The 18,865-nt window shown below is 53.4% G+C and carries 21 protein-coding genes; 7 read left to right on the top strand and 14 right to left on the bottom strand.

Translation table 11 applies throughout. From position 1 onward, the window contains the following. Positions 1-59 precede the first annotated feature (59 nt). Positions 60-494, top strand: coding sequence for a MarR family winged helix-turn-helix transcriptional regulator (locus LSG25_RS14540; protein ID WP_232741628.1), 435 nt, complete (start codon positions 60-62; stop codon positions 492-494). Between the two features lie 72 nt (positions 495-566). Here the strand turns inward: LSG25_RS14540 and LSG25_RS14535 are convergent, their stop codons facing one another. Both LSG25_RS14535 and LSG25_RS14530 read right to left on the bottom strand, forming a co-directional pair. Next, the gene (locus LSG25_RS14535; protein ID WP_232741627.1) at positions 567-1,286 is read right to left on the bottom strand and encodes an enoyl-CoA hydratase/isomerase family protein; all 720 of its coding nucleotides are present in this window, start codon (positions 1,284-1,286) and stop codon (positions 567-569) included. A 4-nt stretch (positions 1,287-1,290) separates the two neighbouring features. Beyond that, entirely contained in the window at positions 1,291-2,451 is a 1,161-nt protein-coding gene (locus LSG25_RS14530; protein ID WP_232741626.1) for a CaiB/BaiF CoA-transferase family protein, read from the bottom strand. Positions 2,452-3,085: 634 nt separating this feature from the next. On the opposite strand from LSG25_RS14530, the gene LSG25_RS14525 reads away from it, so the two are divergent. Further along, complete coding sequence (locus tag LSG25_RS14525; protein WP_232741625.1) at positions 3,086-3,562, top strand: MarR family winged helix-turn-helix transcriptional regulator; 477 nt, start codon at positions 3,086-3,088, stop codon at positions 3,560-3,562. Positions 3,563-3,641: 79 nt separating this feature from the next. On the opposite strand, the gene LSG25_RS14520 is transcribed toward LSG25_RS14525, so the two are convergent. The 3 genes from LSG25_RS14520 to pgi form a co-directional block, all read right to left on the bottom strand. After that, the gene (locus tag LSG25_RS14520) at positions 3,642-4,901 is read right to left on the bottom strand and encodes a RimK family alpha-L-glutamate ligase (RefSeq protein WP_232741624.1); all 1,260 of its coding nucleotides are present in this window, start codon (positions 4,899-4,901) and stop codon (positions 3,642-3,644) included. Positions 4,902-5,042: 141 nt separating this feature from the next. After that, positions 5,043-5,303, bottom strand: coding sequence for a translation initiation factor IF-1 (gene infA, locus LSG25_RS14515; protein WP_232741623.1), 261 nt, complete (start codon positions 5,301-5,303; stop codon positions 5,043-5,045). A 482-nt stretch (positions 5,304-5,785) separates the two neighbouring features. Then, a complete protein-coding gene (gene pgi / locus LSG25_RS14510) occupies positions 5,786-7,372 on the bottom strand; it encodes a glucose-6-phosphate isomerase (RefSeq protein WP_232741622.1) in 1,587 nt (528 codons plus the stop codon). A 178-nt stretch (positions 7,373-7,550) separates the two neighbouring features. On the opposite strand from pgi, the gene LSG25_RS14505 reads away from it, so the two are divergent. The 5 genes from LSG25_RS14505 to rfbB all read left to right on the top strand — a co-directional run bounded on the left by LSG25_RS14505 (position 7,551) and on the right by rfbB (position 11,487). Beyond that, positions 7,551-8,111, top strand: a complete 561-nt coding sequence (locus tag LSG25_RS14505) for an antitoxin Xre/MbcA/ParS toxin-binding domain-containing protein (RefSeq protein WP_232741621.1) — start codon at positions 7,551-7,553, stop codon at positions 8,109-8,111. Then, positions 8,108-8,599, top strand: coding sequence for an RES family NAD+ phosphorylase (locus tag LSG25_RS14500; RefSeq protein ID WP_232741620.1), 492 nt, complete (start codon positions 8,108-8,110; stop codon positions 8,597-8,599). The genes LSG25_RS14505 and LSG25_RS14500 overlap by 4 nt, the downstream gene beginning before the upstream one ends. 74 nt (positions 8,600-8,673) lie before the next feature. Further along, the gene (gene rfbC / locus LSG25_RS14495) at positions 8,674-9,243 is read left to right on the top strand and encodes a dTDP-4-dehydrorhamnose 3,5-epimerase (protein ID WP_232741619.1); all 570 of its coding nucleotides are present in this window, start codon (positions 8,674-8,676) and stop codon (positions 9,241-9,243) included. Further along, positions 9,240-10,223: a dTDP-4-dehydrorhamnose reductase gene (rfbD, locus tag LSG25_RS14490; protein WP_232741618.1), complete on the top strand. Its 984-nt coding sequence runs from the start codon at positions 9,240-9,242 to the stop codon at positions 10,221-10,223. The genes rfbC and rfbD overlap by 4 nt, the downstream gene beginning before the upstream one ends. A 199-nt stretch (positions 10,224-10,422) precedes the next feature. Then, positions 10,423-11,487, top strand: a complete 1,065-nt coding sequence (gene rfbB / locus LSG25_RS14485) for a dTDP-glucose 4,6-dehydratase (protein ID WP_232741617.1) — start codon at positions 10,423-10,425, stop codon at positions 11,485-11,487. 27 nt (positions 11,488-11,514) lie between these two features. Here rfbB and rffA read toward each other — a convergent pair whose 3' ends face one another. The 9 genes from rffA to LSG25_RS14440 are packed head-to-tail and all read right to left on the bottom strand — an operon-like array spanning position 11,515 to position 18,735. Continuing rightward, positions 11,515-12,654 carry a dTDP-4-amino-4,6-dideoxygalactose transaminase gene (rffA, locus tag LSG25_RS14480; RefSeq protein ID WP_255696571.1) on the bottom strand — a complete coding sequence of 380 codons (1,140 nt, stop codon included), beginning with the start codon at positions 12,652-12,654 and terminating at the stop codon, positions 11,515-11,517. A gap of 1 nt (position 12,655) precedes the next feature. Continuing rightward, a complete protein-coding gene (rfbA, locus tag LSG25_RS14475) occupies positions 12,656-13,534 on the bottom strand; it encodes a glucose-1-phosphate thymidylyltransferase RfbA (RefSeq protein ID WP_232741616.1) in 879 nt (292 codons plus the stop codon). 21 nt (positions 13,535-13,555) lie between these two features. After that, complete coding sequence (locus tag LSG25_RS14470) at positions 13,556-14,176, bottom strand: class I SAM-dependent methyltransferase (RefSeq protein ID WP_232741615.1); 621 nt, start codon at positions 14,174-14,176, stop codon at positions 13,556-13,558. After that, a complete protein-coding gene (locus tag LSG25_RS14465) occupies positions 14,176-15,042 on the bottom strand; it encodes a bifunctional 2-polyprenyl-6-hydroxyphenol methylase/3-demethylubiquinol 3-O-methyltransferase UbiG (protein WP_232741614.1) in 867 nt (288 codons plus the stop codon). The genes LSG25_RS14470 and LSG25_RS14465 overlap by 1 nt, the downstream gene beginning before the upstream one ends. Positions 15,043-15,055: 13 nt before the next feature. Further along, positions 15,056-15,424: a hypothetical protein gene (locus LSG25_RS14460; protein WP_232741613.1), complete on the bottom strand. Its 369-nt coding sequence runs from the start codon at positions 15,422-15,424 to the stop codon at positions 15,056-15,058. A gap of 19 nt (positions 15,425-15,443) precedes the next feature. Continuing rightward, complete coding sequence (locus LSG25_RS14455) at positions 15,444-16,355, bottom strand: hypothetical protein (RefSeq protein ID WP_232741612.1); 912 nt, start codon at positions 16,353-16,355, stop codon at positions 15,444-15,446. A gap of 8 nt (positions 16,356-16,363) precedes the next feature. Beyond that, entirely contained in the window at positions 16,364-17,029 is a 666-nt protein-coding gene (locus LSG25_RS14450; protein ID WP_232741611.1) for an acetyltransferase, read from the bottom strand. Further along, positions 17,026-17,661 (bottom strand): class I SAM-dependent methyltransferase, encoded by a 636-nt coding sequence (locus LSG25_RS14445; RefSeq protein WP_232741610.1) that lies wholly within the window; start codon positions 17,659-17,661, stop codon positions 17,026-17,028. The genes LSG25_RS14450 and LSG25_RS14445 overlap by 4 nt, the downstream gene beginning before the upstream one ends. Positions 17,662-17,685: 24 nt before the next feature. Further along, complete coding sequence (locus LSG25_RS14440) at positions 17,686-18,735, bottom strand: class I SAM-dependent methyltransferase (protein ID WP_232741609.1); 1,050 nt, start codon at positions 18,733-18,735, stop codon at positions 17,686-17,688. Positions 18,736-18,865 lie beyond the last annotated feature (130 nt).

Genomic DNA, 18,865 nt, shown 5'->3' with positions numbered 1-18,865 from the left:
TTATGTTGACTGCTTTCGCGGTTTGGAATACGATTTTTCGAGTCACAAGGAAAGCATTCATGTCCACCCCGCAGCCGACTCGTTTTGTGCATCGCTACCTGGCCTCCGTGCTGGCTCTGGCGAGTCATCGCATTTCGGCGGAATTCCACGTCGAGGTCAGAAAGGCCGGCCTGACCGTCACCGAGTGGCGCGTTCTGGGCAGCCTTATCGAGGGCGAGGGTGAAACCGTGGGCGAACTGGCCGAATTGGCCGTCACCAAGCAGCCGACGCTCAGCAAGGTGCTGCCGCGGCTGGAAGCCCAGGGCTACGTTACGATGCACACCGCGCGTGCCGACCGGCGCCAGACCCTGGTGCGGATCACGCCCAAGGGCTCGAAGCTGATCAGCGGTTTGTGCGACCGCGCCATGGAACACCAGCACCGTCTGCTTGAAAAGCTCGATCCCGACCACGCCGAGCGCCTGGTCGATATGCTGCGGGCGATTATTGCGCGCTAAGGCCGAAGCCCGCCCCCTAAGGCGTTCGGGCTTTACATCGGCATTTTTGTCTATTTTTACGAGGCCTGAGCCCTAGCCGTTCAAATAGCGTGCGATGCGCCCTTTTAGGCCGGGGCGTGCCGCCGAGCGCACCAGCGCCGCCAGGTCATCATTGGCGTGATTCTCGTGAATCGCGCCATGGAATCGGACACGCGTGTCGTGATCCAGGGCGGCGGCGGTTTTCCTGGCGCCATCGATAAGCCCGGCCCATTCATCGGGTTCCACCGTTTGCTGGACAAAGCCGATGCGTTCGGCTTCCGCAGCCGAAAAGGTTTTGGTCTCGCCAAGGATGGCCAACGCATTTTGCCTGCCTACGATATCGGCAAATCGCCGTGTTCCCAGCACCAGGCCGAAATTGAGCCCCGGCATGCGGAATGTGGTTCCGGGCGCGCAGTACCTTTGTTTGCATACGGCAAACAGATCGACCCCGGCGCCGAAATTTTTTCCGTGCGCGAAGGCGATCGTCAGGCTCGGCGACATGGCGATGGCGTTGAGCAGCATTTCTATGCGAACAAAACGCAGCAGCAGGTCGCCCTCGCTTTGGGCCTCGTAGTCGGTGAAATCGAAGCCGGCGCTCAGGTTCTTGCCGCTACCCTGGAAAACAAGCAAAGGAATTTTTTCGTCGTACGCCTGCGCTACTCCAGCCAGCAGGGCTTCTATCAGTTCAGACGAAAGGGCATTCATTTTTCTGGGGCGGTCCAGGGTGAATGTCCAGCAATCGGATTGTCGGTCTATTTTTAACGGGCTATCCATCTTCTTATTCCGTCATTTTGGACTGTAATTCCGCCAGGATTTCAGCGTTGTGCTCACCCAGTGCGGGCGGAGGCTTGCGTATTTCCGAGGTCCGCGAGTCGAAGCGAATGGGCGATCCAAACGTTTTGATTTGCGATCCGTTGGGCAGGCTCAGGTCTTGCACCCAATTCATGTGGGCGACCTGTGTATCCGACAGGACGTCCGAGTAGGTATTGATGGGCGCGCATGGCACGCCGGCCTTGCGGAAACGTTCGAGCCAGGTTTCGGCGTCTGCCGCGGCGAATATCGATTCCAGTATTTCCCTGAGACTGTCCTGGTGCGTGGCCCTGGATCCGGTCGTCAGGAACCGTTCATCGCCCAGCAGATCCTGGCGCGAAACCACGCCGCATACCGATTTCCATAGCGAGTTGTTTCCGGCGGCCATGCCGAAGTATCCGTCGCGGCAGTGAAATACCTGGTAGGGCGCATTGCGTGGATGCGCCGAGCCCAGCTTCTGGGGATCGATGCCGGTGCCAAAGTATTGCGATGTCTGGAGTGCCGCAATGCCAAGCGTGGCGCCGAGCATGGAAATGTCGATATGGGTTCCATGGCCTTCGCGTTGCGCCGCCCGCAGCGCCGATACGATTGAAAATGCCGCATACAGGCCCGCGGTGAAGTCGCAGACAGGCACGCCGCATTTCACCGGGGCGCCATCGGGCTCGCCCGTAACGCTCATCAGGCCGCTCATGGCCTGGAGCGTCAAGTCGAAGCCGCCCTCCTGGTTGCGCGGACCCGATTGGCCGTAGGCCGAAATGGAGCAATACACCAGTTTCGGATTGATTTCCCGCATGGCCTCGTAGCCCAGGCCCAGCCGATCCATGACGCCGGGCCTGTTGTTTTCCAGAATGACGTCGGCTTGCGCTATCAGTTGCCGCGCGATTTCGACGTCCGCCGCGTTTTTCAGATTTAGTGCGATCGATCGCTTGTTGCGATTCAAAGAGGCGAAATTCTCGCTGAAACCATTGGTGATGGGCGCCCAGCTTCTCAGGGTGTCGCCGCCTTCGGGATGTTCGATCTTCACCAGATCCGCCCCCATGTCCGCCAGCAGCATGCCACAGTAGGGGCCAGCGGCAACATTGCATATTTCAATAACCCGGATGCCTTCCAGCGCTGTTTCCTGTTTCATACATTTTCCATAAGGGCTTTCAACGAGGTTCCATCCGTTTTGTTCCTAAATAATGGGATTTAAACCCCATAATTCAGTTGGTAATGCGGAAAAATAATTGGCTGAATGCATCGTATATGAGATTCCAGTCAAAATCAAATTATAGTATTTATATCCTAATATATAGGATACAAATCATGCTCGGCAATAAAATGGATCAGGCCCCCGCTATGCCTTGCCAGTGCACATGCCTTTGCGTGGCATGAGTCCTTTATTCCGTTGCGTTTATGTATTGCCCGCAGCAAGGTTCACTCTTGCGAAAACAGTCGTTCGCCCGGGGGCTAGGGTATTTCCTGATTATTTGTCACTTGCCGCTTATTTGGATTTTGTTTAACTTTAAATAAGTGTATGCAAATGCATAAATATGGGTGAACTGGAACCTGTCAGGCCATTGAACAAAAAACAAGCAATACAGCGAACAAAACGCCGATCGGGCCTGTCATGGGAACGATATGTCGATATTCTGTATCTAACAACCAACATAATCGGAATTCAATAAATCATCGTGCAATAAAGTGGGGATCATCGCTCGCGACGAAATGCGAGCGCACGATAGGCCGCCAATACCACTAAAAAATTAACCAGCAACCCATAAATGAAGAGCGAAACCCAAGAACAAGAAAGCCCCGATTCGGGGCCGTCGGCCTATCGGGGCCACAGCACTTTTTTACCGTATGTCCTGAATCGAACCACGTCGGCGGTGAACGCCGACTTTCAAATGGTGCTGCGTGAGCAAGGCCTCACGCTAATACACTGGCGCGTGCTGGCCTTCCTGCGCGATGCCGACGGCCTGGGCGTCAGCGCCCTGGCCAATGTTACCGGCACCGACCAGGCGACTTTGTCGCGCGCGCTGACCGTCATGGAAAAGGCCGGCTATATCGCCCGTGATTCCGACCCTATGGATCAGCGCGTCGTTGTCATCAAGCTGTGCCCGGCCGGCAAAAAGCAATTCGCGAAAATCCTGCCTGTTGCCTGGGAGTTGCATACTCGTGCCATTGCCGGCTTCAGCCCCGAGGAGCAGCATGTTCTTAATCAGCTGCTTAACCGTATCTGCGACAACGTTCTTGCGTAGAGGGCCCGCGAACCCGCCGACCCACCCCGTTCCCTAGGGGCGGCCCTCGTGGCCACCCGTTACTCCGATTCGCCCGTCATCACGACTTTGTTCCCACGCGTGCTTTTTCCAGCATTTCACGAAATGCGGCGAACACTTTGCGCATGGCGGGGGCCTTATAGGGAAACAAATCTTCGGGATCCATGGCGTGGACAATCATGGAATTGTCCACTTCGAAAATCAGCAGCTCGCCCGACGCGGTTTCCGCGCAATCCATGCCCATATAGGGCAGGCCGATGCGTTGGTCGATGGCCTGCAGGGCCGCCGCGTGGCGCACCGCGAAATCGTCGTCGAAGGTAGCCATGCAGGCCGCTTCCTCCATCCGTTTCTCGGCGCTTTCGACCATCCCCGCGTTCAGGTAGTGAATCATCCAGTGTTCGGAAACGGCAAAATGGCAGACAAAAGGCTGCCCGTCAATCATGGCAATGCGGTACTTGCGGAACAGGCCGTCGGCGCCGCGGTAGTCGACGAAGCGGGACACGTAAAAATACTCGTCTCCCACCGCGTGCAGGTATGCGGCAAAATCTTCCGCGCGCTCGAGCTTTTCCAGATCATTCCCCGCATGCGATCCGAGCGGGCGCACGATAATCGGAAAATCGCCGTCCGGAAGAATATCCGTGATGGCCGTCTCGCCATTGCTTAGCGCCTGCAAAACCGATCTGTCGATACGCACCGAAGCGGGAATCTCGACGCCCGGCAAGCCTTGCAGCGCAGCGTAGACGCCGTTGCGAGAGAGCTTGACGATATGTTCAGGGCGATTGATGACGGGATTCGGCCAATCGTCCAGGTATTTTTCCAGGCGCTTGAGCAAGGGCAGGTTGGCATCGGATTCGGCCATCGCCACCATCAGCACATCATGGTCGGGCAAGCTCGCCGGCAACTCGGCTTTGTCGCCAAGATAAAGCAATTCCAGCGATACATCCGAGTCTTCAACCAGGAACTCAACCGGCGTGTTCGCCATGAAGTCGCCAGGCCCCATGAGAACCAGCAGGCGCAGGCCGGGCTTGGCGTGTCGGGCAGGCAAGAAATAGCGCGACTGCATGGCGAGCGCTTCAGCCTGAATCGCCAGCGCATCCTTCCGGTGCCCGGTGATCAGCAGAACCGCCGAAAGATCCAGACAGGCATGGGCATCGAGCGGGTTTTCCTGGGCGCGCGCCAACAGCTTCTGCGCCATCGGCACCAGGTTTTCGCCGTTGAACGCGCGGCGTATCAAGGGTGCCATCCCTATGAGCGGTGGAATTTTCGTCGCGGCGGACTCTGGCTTGGGGGTGATGGCGTGTTCAGCATTGTCATCATGCATGACGGGCAGTCCCGGTAAGGGGCCGCTGACAGCAGGGATTTACAATCGAGCACGGCACCGTAGCGGGAATATAGGCCCGCAAACTTAGCCGAAACTTAGGAGCGTTGATCGGGTGGGCGCAAGCCCACGCCGGCAAACCGATCAGCGGCGGCGCTGGGTCGACGGCGTTGGCGCCGGGCGGCCTGCTATGTGGCGGAAAGTAATGCGACCCTTGCTCAGGTCGTACGGCGACATTTCCAGCGATACTTTATCGCCCGCCAGAATGCGGATATGGTGCTTGCGCATTTTGCCGCCCGTGTAGGCGATGACCAGGTGTCCGTTGTCCAGCGTTACGCGAAAACGTGAGTCGGGCAGCACTTCGGTCACCAGGCCGCCCATTTCAATCAGTTCTTCTTTAGCCATAAAGGTAAATCTCCTGTGTAGTATTCAATAAACGCGGGCTTGGCGGACTCGCGATGCGTGCCATCCAGCCAGCCGATGCGTCCAAACGCGCACGAACCCATCCTGTATTCAACCCGCACGCGGCATGCGGCCGCCGCCTGAAGCTAGCGTTTCTCGCGGCTAGAGGATGAAGACGTGATGCGCGGCGCCACTGTGGCGACTTGGTGCTGCGTTTCCGATGCGGAAACGTGAATAAGAAAAAGTCCAGTCGGCATGCATGGCCGGACAAAGCGCGCCATGCTGCTTAGTGGCGGAAATTGCGTGTAAAAAATGGACTTGAATCAAGCAGAGCCAATGGAGCTTGCGTGGGACCTGCCTGTTGAAGGCAGTGTGATATGGCTGTTTTCTGCCGAATGCAGGTATGGTGTAGCAAGTCTATGATACCACACATGTTTTATTGAAATTCGATTTGTTTGGGGGCGAATGCCGCACTGCGGCCGTCCTTACTGGCCCAAAGACCTCGCAAACACCTGTACCCAATGCGCCGTCGAGGCGTCATGATGGCTTTGGGCCGAATCCTGCGTGCCCGACAATTCCTTCACAATCCCCTTGGCCAGCACCTTGCCGTACTCCACGCCCCACTGATCAAAGGGGTTGATGCCCCAGATTACACCTTGCACAAATACCTTGTGCTCGTACAGGGCCAATAAAGCCCCCAGCGTATACGGTGTAAGCTTGGGCAGCACGATCAGGTTGGAAGGCCGTCCGCCTGGATGAATCCGATGCCGGGCCAGCCACTGGGCTTTTTCCTGGGGCATACCTTCGGCCAGGCACTCGGCCAGCGCGGCTTCGTAGGTCTTGCCTTTAAGCAGCGCCTCGCGTTGCGCCAGGCAATTGGCCAATAGGCTTTTATGGTGTTCGCTCCAGCCGTGATCCGCTTCCTGGGTAATAATGAAATCCACCGGCGCGCCGTCGCTGCCCTGATGCAACCATTGAAAGAACGTATGCTGCGCATCGGTGCCTGGCATGCCCCATACTGCCGGCCCGGTCGGTACGCCCACGGGATTGCCGTCCAGGCCTGTCGATTTGCCCAACGATTCCATTTCCAATTGCTGGATGTAGGGCACCAGATTCGCCAGACGAAAATCGTAAGGCGCAATATTCAAGGACCCATAACCCAGCACGCTGCGGTTGATTATTCCCGCCACCGCCATCTGGATGGGTGCGTTTTCAGCCACGGGGGCTTGGGCAAAATGCGTGTCCATGGCGGCCGCGCCGGCCAGCATGCCCGCCACCACATCCGACCCCACAGCCAAGGCTGTTGTCAGGCTAACTGAGGACCACACGGAAAAGCGCCCACCGACCCAGTCCCACAGCTTAAAAACATGTGCTTCGGGTACACCCCAGGCCTGGGCCACATCTGGTTTTGCGGTAATGGCGACCACCTGTTTATAAGGGTCTTCGATGCCGGCTGCACTTAGCCATTCCACGGCGCGTTGGCCGTTCTGCAAAGTTTCGGCGGTGGTAAAGGACTTGGACGCCAGCACGATCAGCGTATCGCGCGGGTCCAGCCCTGCCAGGCCACCGGCAATGGCATGGCCGTCGATATTGGCCACAAAGCGCACATTGCGCCATGTGCCTGCGTAGCCGAAAGCGCTGACCGCCAGGCGCACTCCCCAATCGCTGCCGCCTATGCCTATATGCACGATATTGCGCCAGCGGCGTTCCGAATCGGCTCGTCGAATGAATTCATTCATGCGCTGCCTCTCGGCAGCCACTTCGGCGATGGCGGCGGGCTCGCGTAATGCAGTATGCCAGGCGGCGCGGTTTTCGGTGGCATTGGCGATTTTGCCGGCCAGTAGTTGCTTGCGCAAAGAGTCGAAATGTCGCGTGTTTAATAAAGCTTCAGTACAGGCATGCAGTGCGGGAGACTGACTCTGGCCGCTTAAATCCAACTGCAGCCCTGTCGCCGTCACAAGCCGCAGGTCGTCCACACGAATAGGCGCCGCTTTCACCGCCGCCACAAAAGCCGCCCATTCGGGTAGCTGCGGCAAAGGCAGGGGAGGGCAATCAGATGTGGTCACTGGCATATTGGCATTCATGTAAATATAGAGCACCGGCCATTATCGCCGTTAAACGTGTCATTTCATAATAAACGCGTAGCGGTGTGTAACCTCGACGCTGCCACTTTCTGTACGGAGGTATCAAACAGCGATATCGCATAATTCGATCATTCGATTTAAAATAAACGATCAAATGGAGGTTTCTATGCAATCCAATCTTACTGCCGTCGAAACGAAACAAGCCCCAACTAAATCGAAAAAAGCGGTAACGAAAGCCGTTTCAACAAAACGTGCCCAAGTAAGCAAAATGCCGCGAACCCTATCTTTAGCTAAGAGTGAGGAAGATCCGCACTCGGTTTATATGATGGAGCCGGCAGATAGAATCAAACTGATTAAACGGGGCGTTCATGCCGATGCTGTCTCGGCTTTGGCCAAACGCATGGCTTGGACAAAAGAGCGGTTTATCCATAGCCTGGGGTTGTCCGTAACCACAATTGATCGGCGCGTACGTCAGCAAGAAAAGCTGACAACACATGAGAGCGAACGATACGTTGGCGTCATCAAATTAATCGGACAGGTGCAGGCGATCGTAGAGCAGTCTGGTGATCCGACCCATTTTGATGCCGCGCAATGGTTTGCACTATGGCTGGATAAGCCGCTGCCGGCGCTTGGGGGCGATAAGCCTGTGGAATACATCGACACATCTGAAGGTCGAGAGTTACTGTCGAGGCTGATTGCCATGGCGCAAAGCGGTGCTTACGCATGACAGCGCACATTAAGGTCTGGCGCATTGCCACCGACGCGCCAGACTTTACCGCCGACGACAAATCAGGGATGGGCGCAAAAATAACGGGTGGCCATTGGAGCCGGGAGGGAACGCCGATGGTGTATTGCGCGTCCAGCATTGCCCTGGCTTGTTTGGAAACGATAGTTCATTTAAATTTTGATGGATTACCCTTGAATCGCTTTTTGGTTGAAGTGAGTATTCCAGAAAAACTTTGGTCTGCAGCGCAGACGCTCAAGCCGGAAAATCATGTGGGGTGGGATACCATTCCCGCAGGTAAAGTCGGCCTGGACACCGGCGATGACTGGGTAGTTAGTAATACAAGTCTATTATTAATAGTGCCGTCCGTGATTGTTCCTGAAGAACACAATGCTCTTCTCAACCCAAGGCATCCCGATATAGCGAAGATTACGTTCAAGAAAATTCGACAGTGGCATTACGACGCCAGACTACCTCACCCTACGTCGTAGCCCATCCTCGTTCCCTGTAAAATTTCTTTTATGAAAATTCGCATAATGCCTTATCAACCTGGCAGACATCCGGCATGAAAATCCTCGATACCCGTCTGTCTGGCGTCAAGCGGATTCAGCCCGCGGTTCACGAAGACGAGCGGGGCTATTTTCTGGAAACCTTCCAGGCGCTGCGTTATCACCAGATGCTGGGCTTGGCGCAGCCATTCGTTCAGGACAATTGCTCGCATTCCAGGCACGGCGTGCTGCGCGGCCTGCATTTTCAGGCACGGCATCCGCAAGGTAAATTGCTGCGTGTCGCCCATGGGGAAATCTTCGATGTGGTCGTGGATTTGCGCACCGAGTCAGCGACCTATGCCCAGTGGGAAGGCGCTGTGCTGTCGGATCGGAATCACGAGCAGCTATGGATTCCGCCAGGCTTCGCGCATGGTTTTGTGGTGCTGTCCGAATCGGCCGATGTCACGTATCAGTGCACGGACTACTATCAATCCCAGGACGAAGTGTGCTTGCGCTGGGACGATCCCGATCTGGCCATTGCCTGGCCGATTGGCAACCCTGTGCTGTCGAGCAAGGACTGCGCGGGCCTGACACTGGCCGAGCTGCGGGCTTTGGGGCGCTTGCCCCGCGTTGTTCAATCCCCATGAAAGCGCTGCTGACCGGCGCCGGCGGGCAATTAGGGCGTTGCCTGCAGGACCGCTGCCCGGCCGATTGGCAGTTACTGGCGCTGGACCACCGTGCCCTGAACATTACCGACAGCCATGCGGTAGGCCAGTGCGTGCGGCAATTCCAGCCGGAACTCATTATTAATGCCGCCGCCTATACCCGGGTCGACCAGGCCGAACGCGAGCCGGCAATAGCCTATGCCGCCAACGAAGAGGGCCCCCGCCACATTGCGCAGGCCGCTCGAGCGATCGGAGCTCGCTTGATTCATCTGTCAACCGACTATGTATTCGATGGCCATAGCGCACGGCCTTATGTTGAAACGGACCTTGCCGTTCCGCTCAATGTGTACGGACGCAGCAAACTGGCTGGCGAGAATGCCGTGTTGCGGGATCCGCCGGGGCCGGAAGCCGAACCCAGGGCTATCGTCTTGCGCACCTCCTGGCTCTATAGCGAGTACGGGAATAATTTTGTTAAAACCATCGTTCAGCGCATATTGCTCGGGCAGGTGCTAAGCGTGGTGGATGATCAGGTCGGCGCTCCTACCTATGCCGGCGACCTGGCCGATGCCATCATTCAAATCGCGAGAATGCCTGGCGCAAAGGGTGGCTTGTATCACTACAGCGGTACGGAGGCCCTTAGCTGGCATGCGTTTGCGGTCAAGGTGATTGAAGCGGTGATGTTTGTTCAGAACCAGGGCGCAAGCCCACCACGGCCGAATTCCACAGAGGCTGCGAAGCGAGCACAAGGAACAATCGGTGAAGGCTCCTGGCCCAAGCCGGTGTCGTCCGAGCAATACCCCGCCGTTGCCGTGCGACCCAGGTATTCGGTGTTGGATAGCCACAAGATTCAAAAACTGGGAATCAGCCCCTCGGCCGGCATGGATACACACTTGCGAACTATAGCCGCTTTGTTGCTTGGAGGCCGCGTTCGCGGTAGCCAAAAACTCGGCCTATTCAGGTAGTTGGGTCAAGGGGCGCATAGAGGAAGGAGCTATCGTCAAGAACGTATTCCCATTCGTGTATTTTTATAATGAAACGATTGTAATGCCTATAATTCGCCATGTTCTTCCGGCGCTTGCCCAAGTGTTTTTCGACCATAATCGAAGATTATTGGGCAAACAACGATTACCTGCTTATACGCCACGGATACCGATCGCATAAATGAAAATTCTCGTCACCGGCGGCGCCGGCTTTATCGGTTCGGCGCTTATACGCCATATTATCGGCAATACTGCGGATTCGGCCGTCAATCTCGACAAGCTCACCTACGCCGGCAACCTGGAGTCATTGGCGGGCGTGGCGGATAGCGGGCGCTACGTTTTTGAACAGGTCGATATCTGCGACCGGGCCGGGCTTGAACGGGTATTCGGCCAGCACCAACCCGATGTGGTGATGCACCTGGCGGCTGAGTCCCATGTGGATCGATCCATCGACGGCCCGGCGGCTTTTATCCAAACCAATATTGTGGGTACCTACACCTTGCTGGAGGCGGCGCGCGCGTACTGGCAGGCAATGGACGGGCAGCGCAAAGCCGCGTTTCGTTTCCACCATATTTCCACGGATGAGGTGTTTGGCGACCTGGAAGGCACAGGCTCGCTTTTTACCGAAGCAAGCGCTTATTCGCCCAGTTCTCCGTATTCCGCCAGCAAGGCCAGTTCCGACCATCTGGTGCGCGCCTGGCAGCGCACTTATGGCTTGCCGATTTTAATTACCAATTGCTCCAACAATTACGGACCCTATCATTTTCCTGAAAAACTCATACCCTTGATGATTCTTAATGCCCTGGAGGGAAAGCCATTGCCGGTGTACGGCCAGGGCAAACAGGTGCGCGACTGGCTGTATGTGGAAGACCATGCGCGGGCCCTGTACAAGGTGATTTCAGAAGGGAAGATCGGCGAAACCTATAATATCGGCGGCCATAACGAAAAACAGAACATGGATGTCGTGCGCACTTTATGCGAATTGCTGGAGGTATTGGCCCCCAACAAACCTGCCGGCGTAGCACGCTACAGCGACTTGATTACGCATGTGAAAGACCGCCCCGGCCACGATCTGCGTTATGCGATCGACGCCAGGAAAATCCAGCAAGAACTGGGCTGGGAGCCGCAAGAGACTTTTGAAAGCGGTATTCGTAAAACCGTTGAGTGGTATTTGAATAACCTGGAATGGTGCCGCCGCGTGCAAGATGGCAGTTATAGACGGGAGCGTCTCGGCACGCAGGGATAGCTGCTTGCTTGAGCGGCACCGCCTTGGTCAGGTTAGTGCCTTTGTCAGTATGTCCACGACCTTGTTTTGCTGCACATCCGTCAATCCGACCCAAAGCGGCAGACGGATTAAACGCGCCGAGAGTGAGTCGGTCAGGGCCATGCTTCCATGGACTCGGCCGTAGCGTTGCCCCGCCGGCGACGAATGTAAGGGCACATAATGGAATACCGAGTAAATGTCATGACTCTTGAGTCTTTCCAATACGGCGTGCCGATCAATCTCCGGTGCAATTAGCACGTAATACATATGTGCATTGTGTCGGCATTCAGGCGGAACAATAGGTCGGCGCAATAGTCCTTGGCGCTCCATGGGCTCCAGAAGCCTGTGGTAGAGATCCCAGGATGTCATGCGCTCTGCGGTGATGCGCTCGGCCTCTTGCAATTGCGCCCACAGAAAGGCGGCTGTGATCTCGCCCGGTAGAAACGAGGAGCCCACTTCTTGCCAGGTGTATTTATCGACCTGGCCACGAAAAAATCGACTGCGGTCGGTGCCTTTTTCACGAATAATTTCGGCCCGCAGGGCCAGATCCGGGTCATTGACAAGCAGGGCGCCACCCTCACCGGAAATCACATTCTTGGTTTCGTGGAAGCTGAACGCGCCTAGATCGCCAATACTGCCCAATGCACGACCTTTGTAGCTTGCCATGACCCCTTGGGCGGCATCTTCGACGACCTTGAGATTATGGCGCTTGGCAATAGCCATGATCGTGTCCATCTCGCAGGACACCCCGGCATAATGCACCGGAGCAATGGCTTTGGTGCGGGAGGTAATTGCGGCTTCGATAAGCTGCTCGTCGAGGTTAAGAGTGTCTTCCCTGATATCCACGAACACGGGCACTCCGCCACGCAATACGAATGCATTGGCCGTGGATACAAATGTGTATGACGGCATAATGACTTCATCGCCGGGTTGGGTGTCCAGCAGCAGGGCCGCCATTTCCAGCGCTGCCGTGCAGGAATGCGTCAAGAGCGCCTTGGAGCAAGCTGTATGCGACTCGATCCATCCATGGCAGCGTTTAGTAAAGGGGCCGTCCCCCGCCAGCATATTGCCGAACTTGGCTTCGGCGATATAGTGCAATTCCCTGCCCGTCATATAGGGCCGGTTGAATTGGATCTTTTCCGTGCTCACTTTATCCCCTTAATTTGCGAGCTTCGTCTGCCACAGTTACCAAATATTCCCGGTATTCGCATTTTGGCATCTGCTGCATTAGGGTGTCGAATTCGGCCAGGCTTAAAAAGCCGCGCACCAGCGCGGCCTCTTCAGGACAACCAATCTTTATGCCTTGGCGACGCTCTATGGCTTCTATATAGGCGGATGCTTCTTGCAAGGCGGTGCTTGTGCCGGCATCCAGCCACGCAAAGCCGCGGCTTAAGCGATGCACCTGCAACTGTCCTTGTTCCATATAGGCCCGATTGATGTCCGTAATCTCCAGCTCACCGCGAGCAGAAGGGCGGATGGTCTTTGCTATTTCAAGTACACGATTATCGTAGATATAAATGCCTGGCACGGCGAAATTGCTGCGCGGAGCGGCTGGTTTTTCTTCGATGGATAGCGCCCTGCCGGCGCGGTCGAACTCCACCACACCGTACCGCTCCGGGTCTTTGACGCGGTAAGCAAAAATCGTTGCCCCACCTCGAAACTCGGCCATGGATCGAGGGAAGTCGTCACCACCCGAGAAAATATTGTCACCCAGCATCAACACGACGTTGTCACTGCCGACAAAGTCTTCGGCAATCAGAAATGCCTGGCCGATGCCTTCGGGACGGGCTTGTTCCCTATATTCAATGGTAATCCCCCATCGAGCGCCATCTCCCAGCAATTGCTGAAAGCGCGGTAGGTCCTGAGGTGTGGAAATCAAACAGAATTCGCGAATACCCGCTGCCATCAATATAGTCAGCGGATAATAAATCATGGGTTTGTCAAATACCGCCTGCAATTGTTTGCTCGATATTTGTGTGAGCGGGTACAGGCGAGAGCCGTTGCCGCCGGCTAGGATGATGGCTTTCAACAATATCTCCTGTTTTCTGTTCTAAGCGGTTTTAGTACATTCCATAAAGCAATGTGTATAAGGAATCCATGCTTGGTGTCGAACTTCCAGGCGGCGCAAGTCAAAGACCTGGCTTGCTATCGAGTCGTAACCCGCTTTGTCCCTTACATTTTGCCCCCGATCATGCTGAATCAAGAAGCGAGCAATTGGGTTCTGTGAAGAGTCTAGGCAGGGGTCTATAGTTAGCAAGCGTCCGCCTGGTTTAAGCGCTTTAAACGCGAGTTGTATTACATTTATAGCCTGGGCATCATCGAGATGGTGAATTAATCCTAACGCGAGCACTATATCGAAGGCCGGCAGTGCCTCTAAATCAATTTCGGCAAGATATTGGCAGTAAAAAATGCCACGATTACCGTATCTGTGTCGTGCCTGGGCAATGTATGACTCGCTGATGTCAAACCCATAATAATCAGTCGAAGGTATGTAGTTAAGGATATCGGCTGGGCCGCATCCTATATCCAGAATTTTCATGCCAGGAGTAGATTTTATAAAATCCCTAGCGAATCTTGTGCGAGCCTGATGTGCTCCCATCAGCGTTTGAAATGCAGAATAGACAAACGGGTGCGACAGTATGGCGTGAATGCCACTAGTAACTTGAGCCATCAATTGCTCCGTTTAAAGCTGATTTTATGCAAACGACAATCGATAATTGGCTGGAATATGGCAGGCACATAGGCAAATATTTCATGTAGCTTTAACCGGACCAGGCCAAGAATAATTGTTCGTATAAACGGAGACCTCCGCTGCGCGAAACCCGGGTCTGTTGCAATGCGTTCGAGCGTTGATACCAATAGCGTTTTATTAAAAGAGACTTGGACGTTACGAAGCCCTTTAACCCCTTTACCGATTACCAAAGGGTTAATCCAATTCAGGGATCTCCAAGTTCCGGTCGCATCTGGAACGGTTTTGCTCTGATATATTTTTTTATAAAATAATTTTTCTGTCAGACGTTTTGAGAAAAAGGTTGGAATATTAAAATGTGGCTCGTAAGGGAACAGATAATTAGGGCACGTAAAACGATACGCCGCTCCAGCTTTAATGGCCGAACAGACGTTGGCAAGTGCCTGCCCAATATTGCTCACATGCTCCATGACGTTGATGGAAAATGCGTAATCATAGCTGTCTCTTTCGGACAAACGTTCGACGGTCTGGTCAATGATATGTGGCTGACAATTAATAGCATTGGCCCGCTCTAATACTAATTGACGGAGTCTGGAAAAATGGGAGAAGCCAGAACCGATAGGTTCAAGTGCAGAAACGTTAAAACCTTCCCTTACAAGCTGACAGCTCAGCAGCAGTGATCCGGCTCCAATCTCCAAAATTCGAGCCCCTTTAGGCAATTGTAATAAATCATCTGTTATGTATTGCCTTCCAAATGTGGCTTCAGCCAAGTATATTTCCAGCATAGGCATAAGGTCCGGCGCACTAAGCTGTATGTGCTGCTTCACGCCGGATAGCCAGTCTGTCATGTCGGTGGTAGCCCTATGCATCTGCCCATACTCCGAGAACTATGCCTGAAAATATTAAGATCACCGCAATTAGTTTTGCGGGGCTGGGCGTTTCTGCTAGAAAAAGCCAGCTTCCAAATAGGACCAGAACAAACGTTAGCCCAATATAGATAGGGAATGCGATGGAAAGAGGCAATTTCGTGACAACAAAGAGCCAAGCAAACGAGGCAATTAGGGCAGAAGAGTAAGCGGATATGATAAAGGGGTCAAATATATAGGCGAACAGTTTTTCTAAAATGCCCGAGTTGGCATTAATTACGATGCTTGTCGCTCTAATCTTTACTATAACTTGGCTGTATGCAACCAGCAGAGCTACAGGGAGTATTAAAAAATAAGTTTTCATTATTATTCGATGTTTGAGGTCATTCGGAATCCATTACGGCCAAGCCAAATCCAGATTTGCCGTAGTCATTACCGTTGTAGAGCATGTAGCGTAGGCCTCCGTGATCAAAAACAAACGGATATTCAATCATTTCAGAATCCCATCCTGTGGGCGATACATCTATGCCGGAATCTTCCAATCGTAGCGCCCACGTCTTTCCGTCAGCGCTACAGGCATAGCCAATTCTATACTTATCGCCTGACCCGCCGCGATATGAGAACCACATATGATAGCCATCATTTTCGTTGCCAATAACCGTTGGGCGAGAAAACGCTTGAGCTATACCCAGTGCGTAGGGGACGGCAAGGCCTTCTCGATGCCAAATATGGCCATCAACCGACGAAGCTTGGTTAATCACATGTAGCATTTCACCATTGCCTGCGTCCCAAGTAGCTGTTGATCCGTACCACATACGAAAATTTCCGTGTTTTTCCTGTACCGTCCAGGGGTATGAAAGGCTAATTGGATCGGTTGTGCTGGTTGCCATAAAAGGCAAGTCACTGTCCAGACGCAACGAAAAATCGGATTCAAGCACTAGGCGTCCGATGTCACCTCGCCAGTGTCCGCCGAGAGGGAGTTGCCATCCCATAAACAAGATGTAGCGATGTCCGTCTGCTTCATAGCAATTGCCAATACTGACCCCATGTGAGTAGAAGCTATTTTCCCGGCCGTGCGTGAATGCAGGTTTGTCGTGGATGTGCAGGACCTCGCGCTTCACGATGTCTGCGTCGATGAAACTTACTGAAGAACGATTTTGACTGTCGCGGCCGCTATAGAAGATACGATACACATCGCCGTTCAATAGCACGGCCAACGGGTTCGCTGCGTGGCTTGCAAGTTTAGGGTGTATAAATTTTGGGCAGTAAAGTTGCCCCAGCTTTTTCCAGAGCATTGACGCCTCTAAATATTTCTTAGTCGAGTGCTAGGCACTCTGGAGCGCGGGGTGGTTTCGCCCATATATACGCCTTGGGGTTCAGCGTCCGCTAAAAGCAATGCTCCTGCTCCGATAACGCATTTTTCGCCAACTTTAATGTGGTCGCGTAATGTAGCGTTGACGCCGATAAAACATGATTCGCCAATGTCTACCCCGCCGGAAACTATGACGTGCGACGCGATGAAGCAGTGGTCGCGGATTGTGGAGTGATGCCCAATATGGTTGCCGCTCCACAGCGTCACGTTATTGCCGATGGATACGAAAGGTTGAACGGTATTGTCTTCAAGGACGAAACAGTTCTCGCCGATTTGACCGTTGTTGAGTATTGTCGCATGGGAGCTGATATAGCTAGCAATACGATAGCCAGCAACTTTAGCGGCTAAATATTTCTCTTTGCGAGTTTGGTTTAGCTTTGAGTAACTTAGCGCGATAAAAATTTCATGAGTTTCTGCGGGGTAATAGTCTGCAAGTTGTTCGAACGGTACAAGAGGGGCTCCGCAAAATTCGTTGATAGTTAAATAAGCAGCATCTACTGTGAAAGCCTCAACGGTATAGTTCGAGTCTGTGCTGAAATAATAATGGGCAAGCTGTGCAATATCGCCCGCGCCAAAGATAATTAAGGGTTTTTTCATAGATCTTTTCTCACGACAATTGTGAATTCATAAAGGCCATAATCATGCAACAAGGCGACGTGACGTGAATAGCGACGCATGCATAGGTCAAATAAAGTACACGGATTGGCATAATAAAGATAATCGCGCATTTTTTCCGCATCAGAGTATGAAGTTAGGCAGTTAAAGGCAAAGCCTCTCCGGCTGGTGCGATTCAATATATCGAGTGTCATTTGTATGTAATCGAACCACTCTGCATCACTGCGTTCTAGCCGAACATTAAAAATGCCGCTGGCAATGCCATAATCTGCAATCAAGGAAGGCTCTGAGGCGACTGCAAAATTGGCATTTTCGCGATGAATATAACGGCCCCTTGCCGCTCGAATCATACTGTCGGAGATATCCCACCCATGGTACGTAAACTGTGAACGGATAACGTTCAGGTAGTCGTAAAGCGCACCATAGCCACATCCCAGATCATTGAGTGAAAATGGCGTGGTTGGTTCGATGCACTTACTAAGTTGACCAAAGCGGAGTTCTTGGCTTTCGGTTCCATTCCAGTCAACGCCGCGTGGCGTCTCGCCATGTTTATTGAGCTTGGCTGTATAGTAGTCAGCTACACAGCTTAAAATGTCTGAAGTTTCTTTTTTCATAGCCATTTTTGCAAAACACTATAGTTAGCTTAAAATCAAGTCATCAAACCGTATCGCTGTTAGGCCATCCTGAGTGAGGCGTTCTGCAAGCTTTGCTTGCACCCTCGGCGATACTGCGAGAATGATCGGATATTTTTTAAGTTTGGTAACGTTTTCGAGGTAATTGTCTACCGGTTTGTCGAGTTGCCATGCGTCATCAACATTGTCCATGACTAGCAGCTTAACTTTTTTCCAAACGAGAGGAGCATAGGCTCTAATTAGCGCTGCCATCTGCCCGGCGCCAAACATGGCAATATGTGGGGAATCGTCGGTGCGAGCTAACAACGTATCTTCCAATTTTCCCCAAGCATTTAAGTATGCCGCTCTTAATTTCGCCAAGGCAAGCTCACCTCCTTCGAAGGGTCTCGCTAGGGTGTTGTCTCGCTGTGGCGCCTGGCAAAAAGTAGCGAGCTGGAAATCCCCAAGCTGTGGCAGATTTTCGATACTGGATACAAGCGAGAGTCCAGATGCCATAGCCGTTACCGCTAATGCGCCTGCTGTAAATGTATGTAGATGATCATAGAACATCAGCTCGACGTTTGGAGGGTGCGCGGCGGGGCAGATAACCGCCAATTGGCCATCAGGCGTCAGGAGTTCGGAGGCTAAAGCAAAAAATTCAGTAGGAGAATTGATGTGTTCTATGACGTTAATAGAAAAAATAAGATCAAATTTCTTGCTAAGGCCCCCTTTCGCCGATGCATCGAAGAAGGCTCGCACATACTGTGTTCGTTCAGTAGAAATGATTTCGTTCGGCAGTGCTGGGTCAATGCCTACAAAAAAGGAATTGTGCCAGCGGCTTGTCATCTCTTGAAGCAAGTTGCCGGATCCGCAACCGATCTCAAGCACTCGCTTGGCAGGGTGAAAATTGTTAACCAAGGTTTTCGCATAGTTCTGAGCCCTGGCTTTATCCGCGAGCGGTGAAGATGTGGAAAGGGCGTAGCTTTCATCGTATGCAGTCTTTACCGAATCCTCAGCCAGTTCGTTGACATGTGCCGCCAGACCGCAGGAGAGGCATGATGCCTTTTCAAGAGCCACACCTAGTATGCGGCCATCACTAAGCATTGCGCGGTTTGTCTTGGGGACAGGGAGTAGTTGCAAGGGGTTAGAGCATATATTGCATATAAGCGTAGTCATGCGATGCTTGAAGTTCTTAATTGGTGATCAC

This window comes from Paralcaligenes sp. KSB-10, from assembly GCF_021266465.1.
In the GTDB taxonomy this organism is placed as follows: domain Bacteria; phylum Pseudomonadota; class Gammaproteobacteria; order Burkholderiales; family Burkholderiaceae_B.
This window is presented reverse-complemented; position numbering and strand designations above follow the sequence as displayed.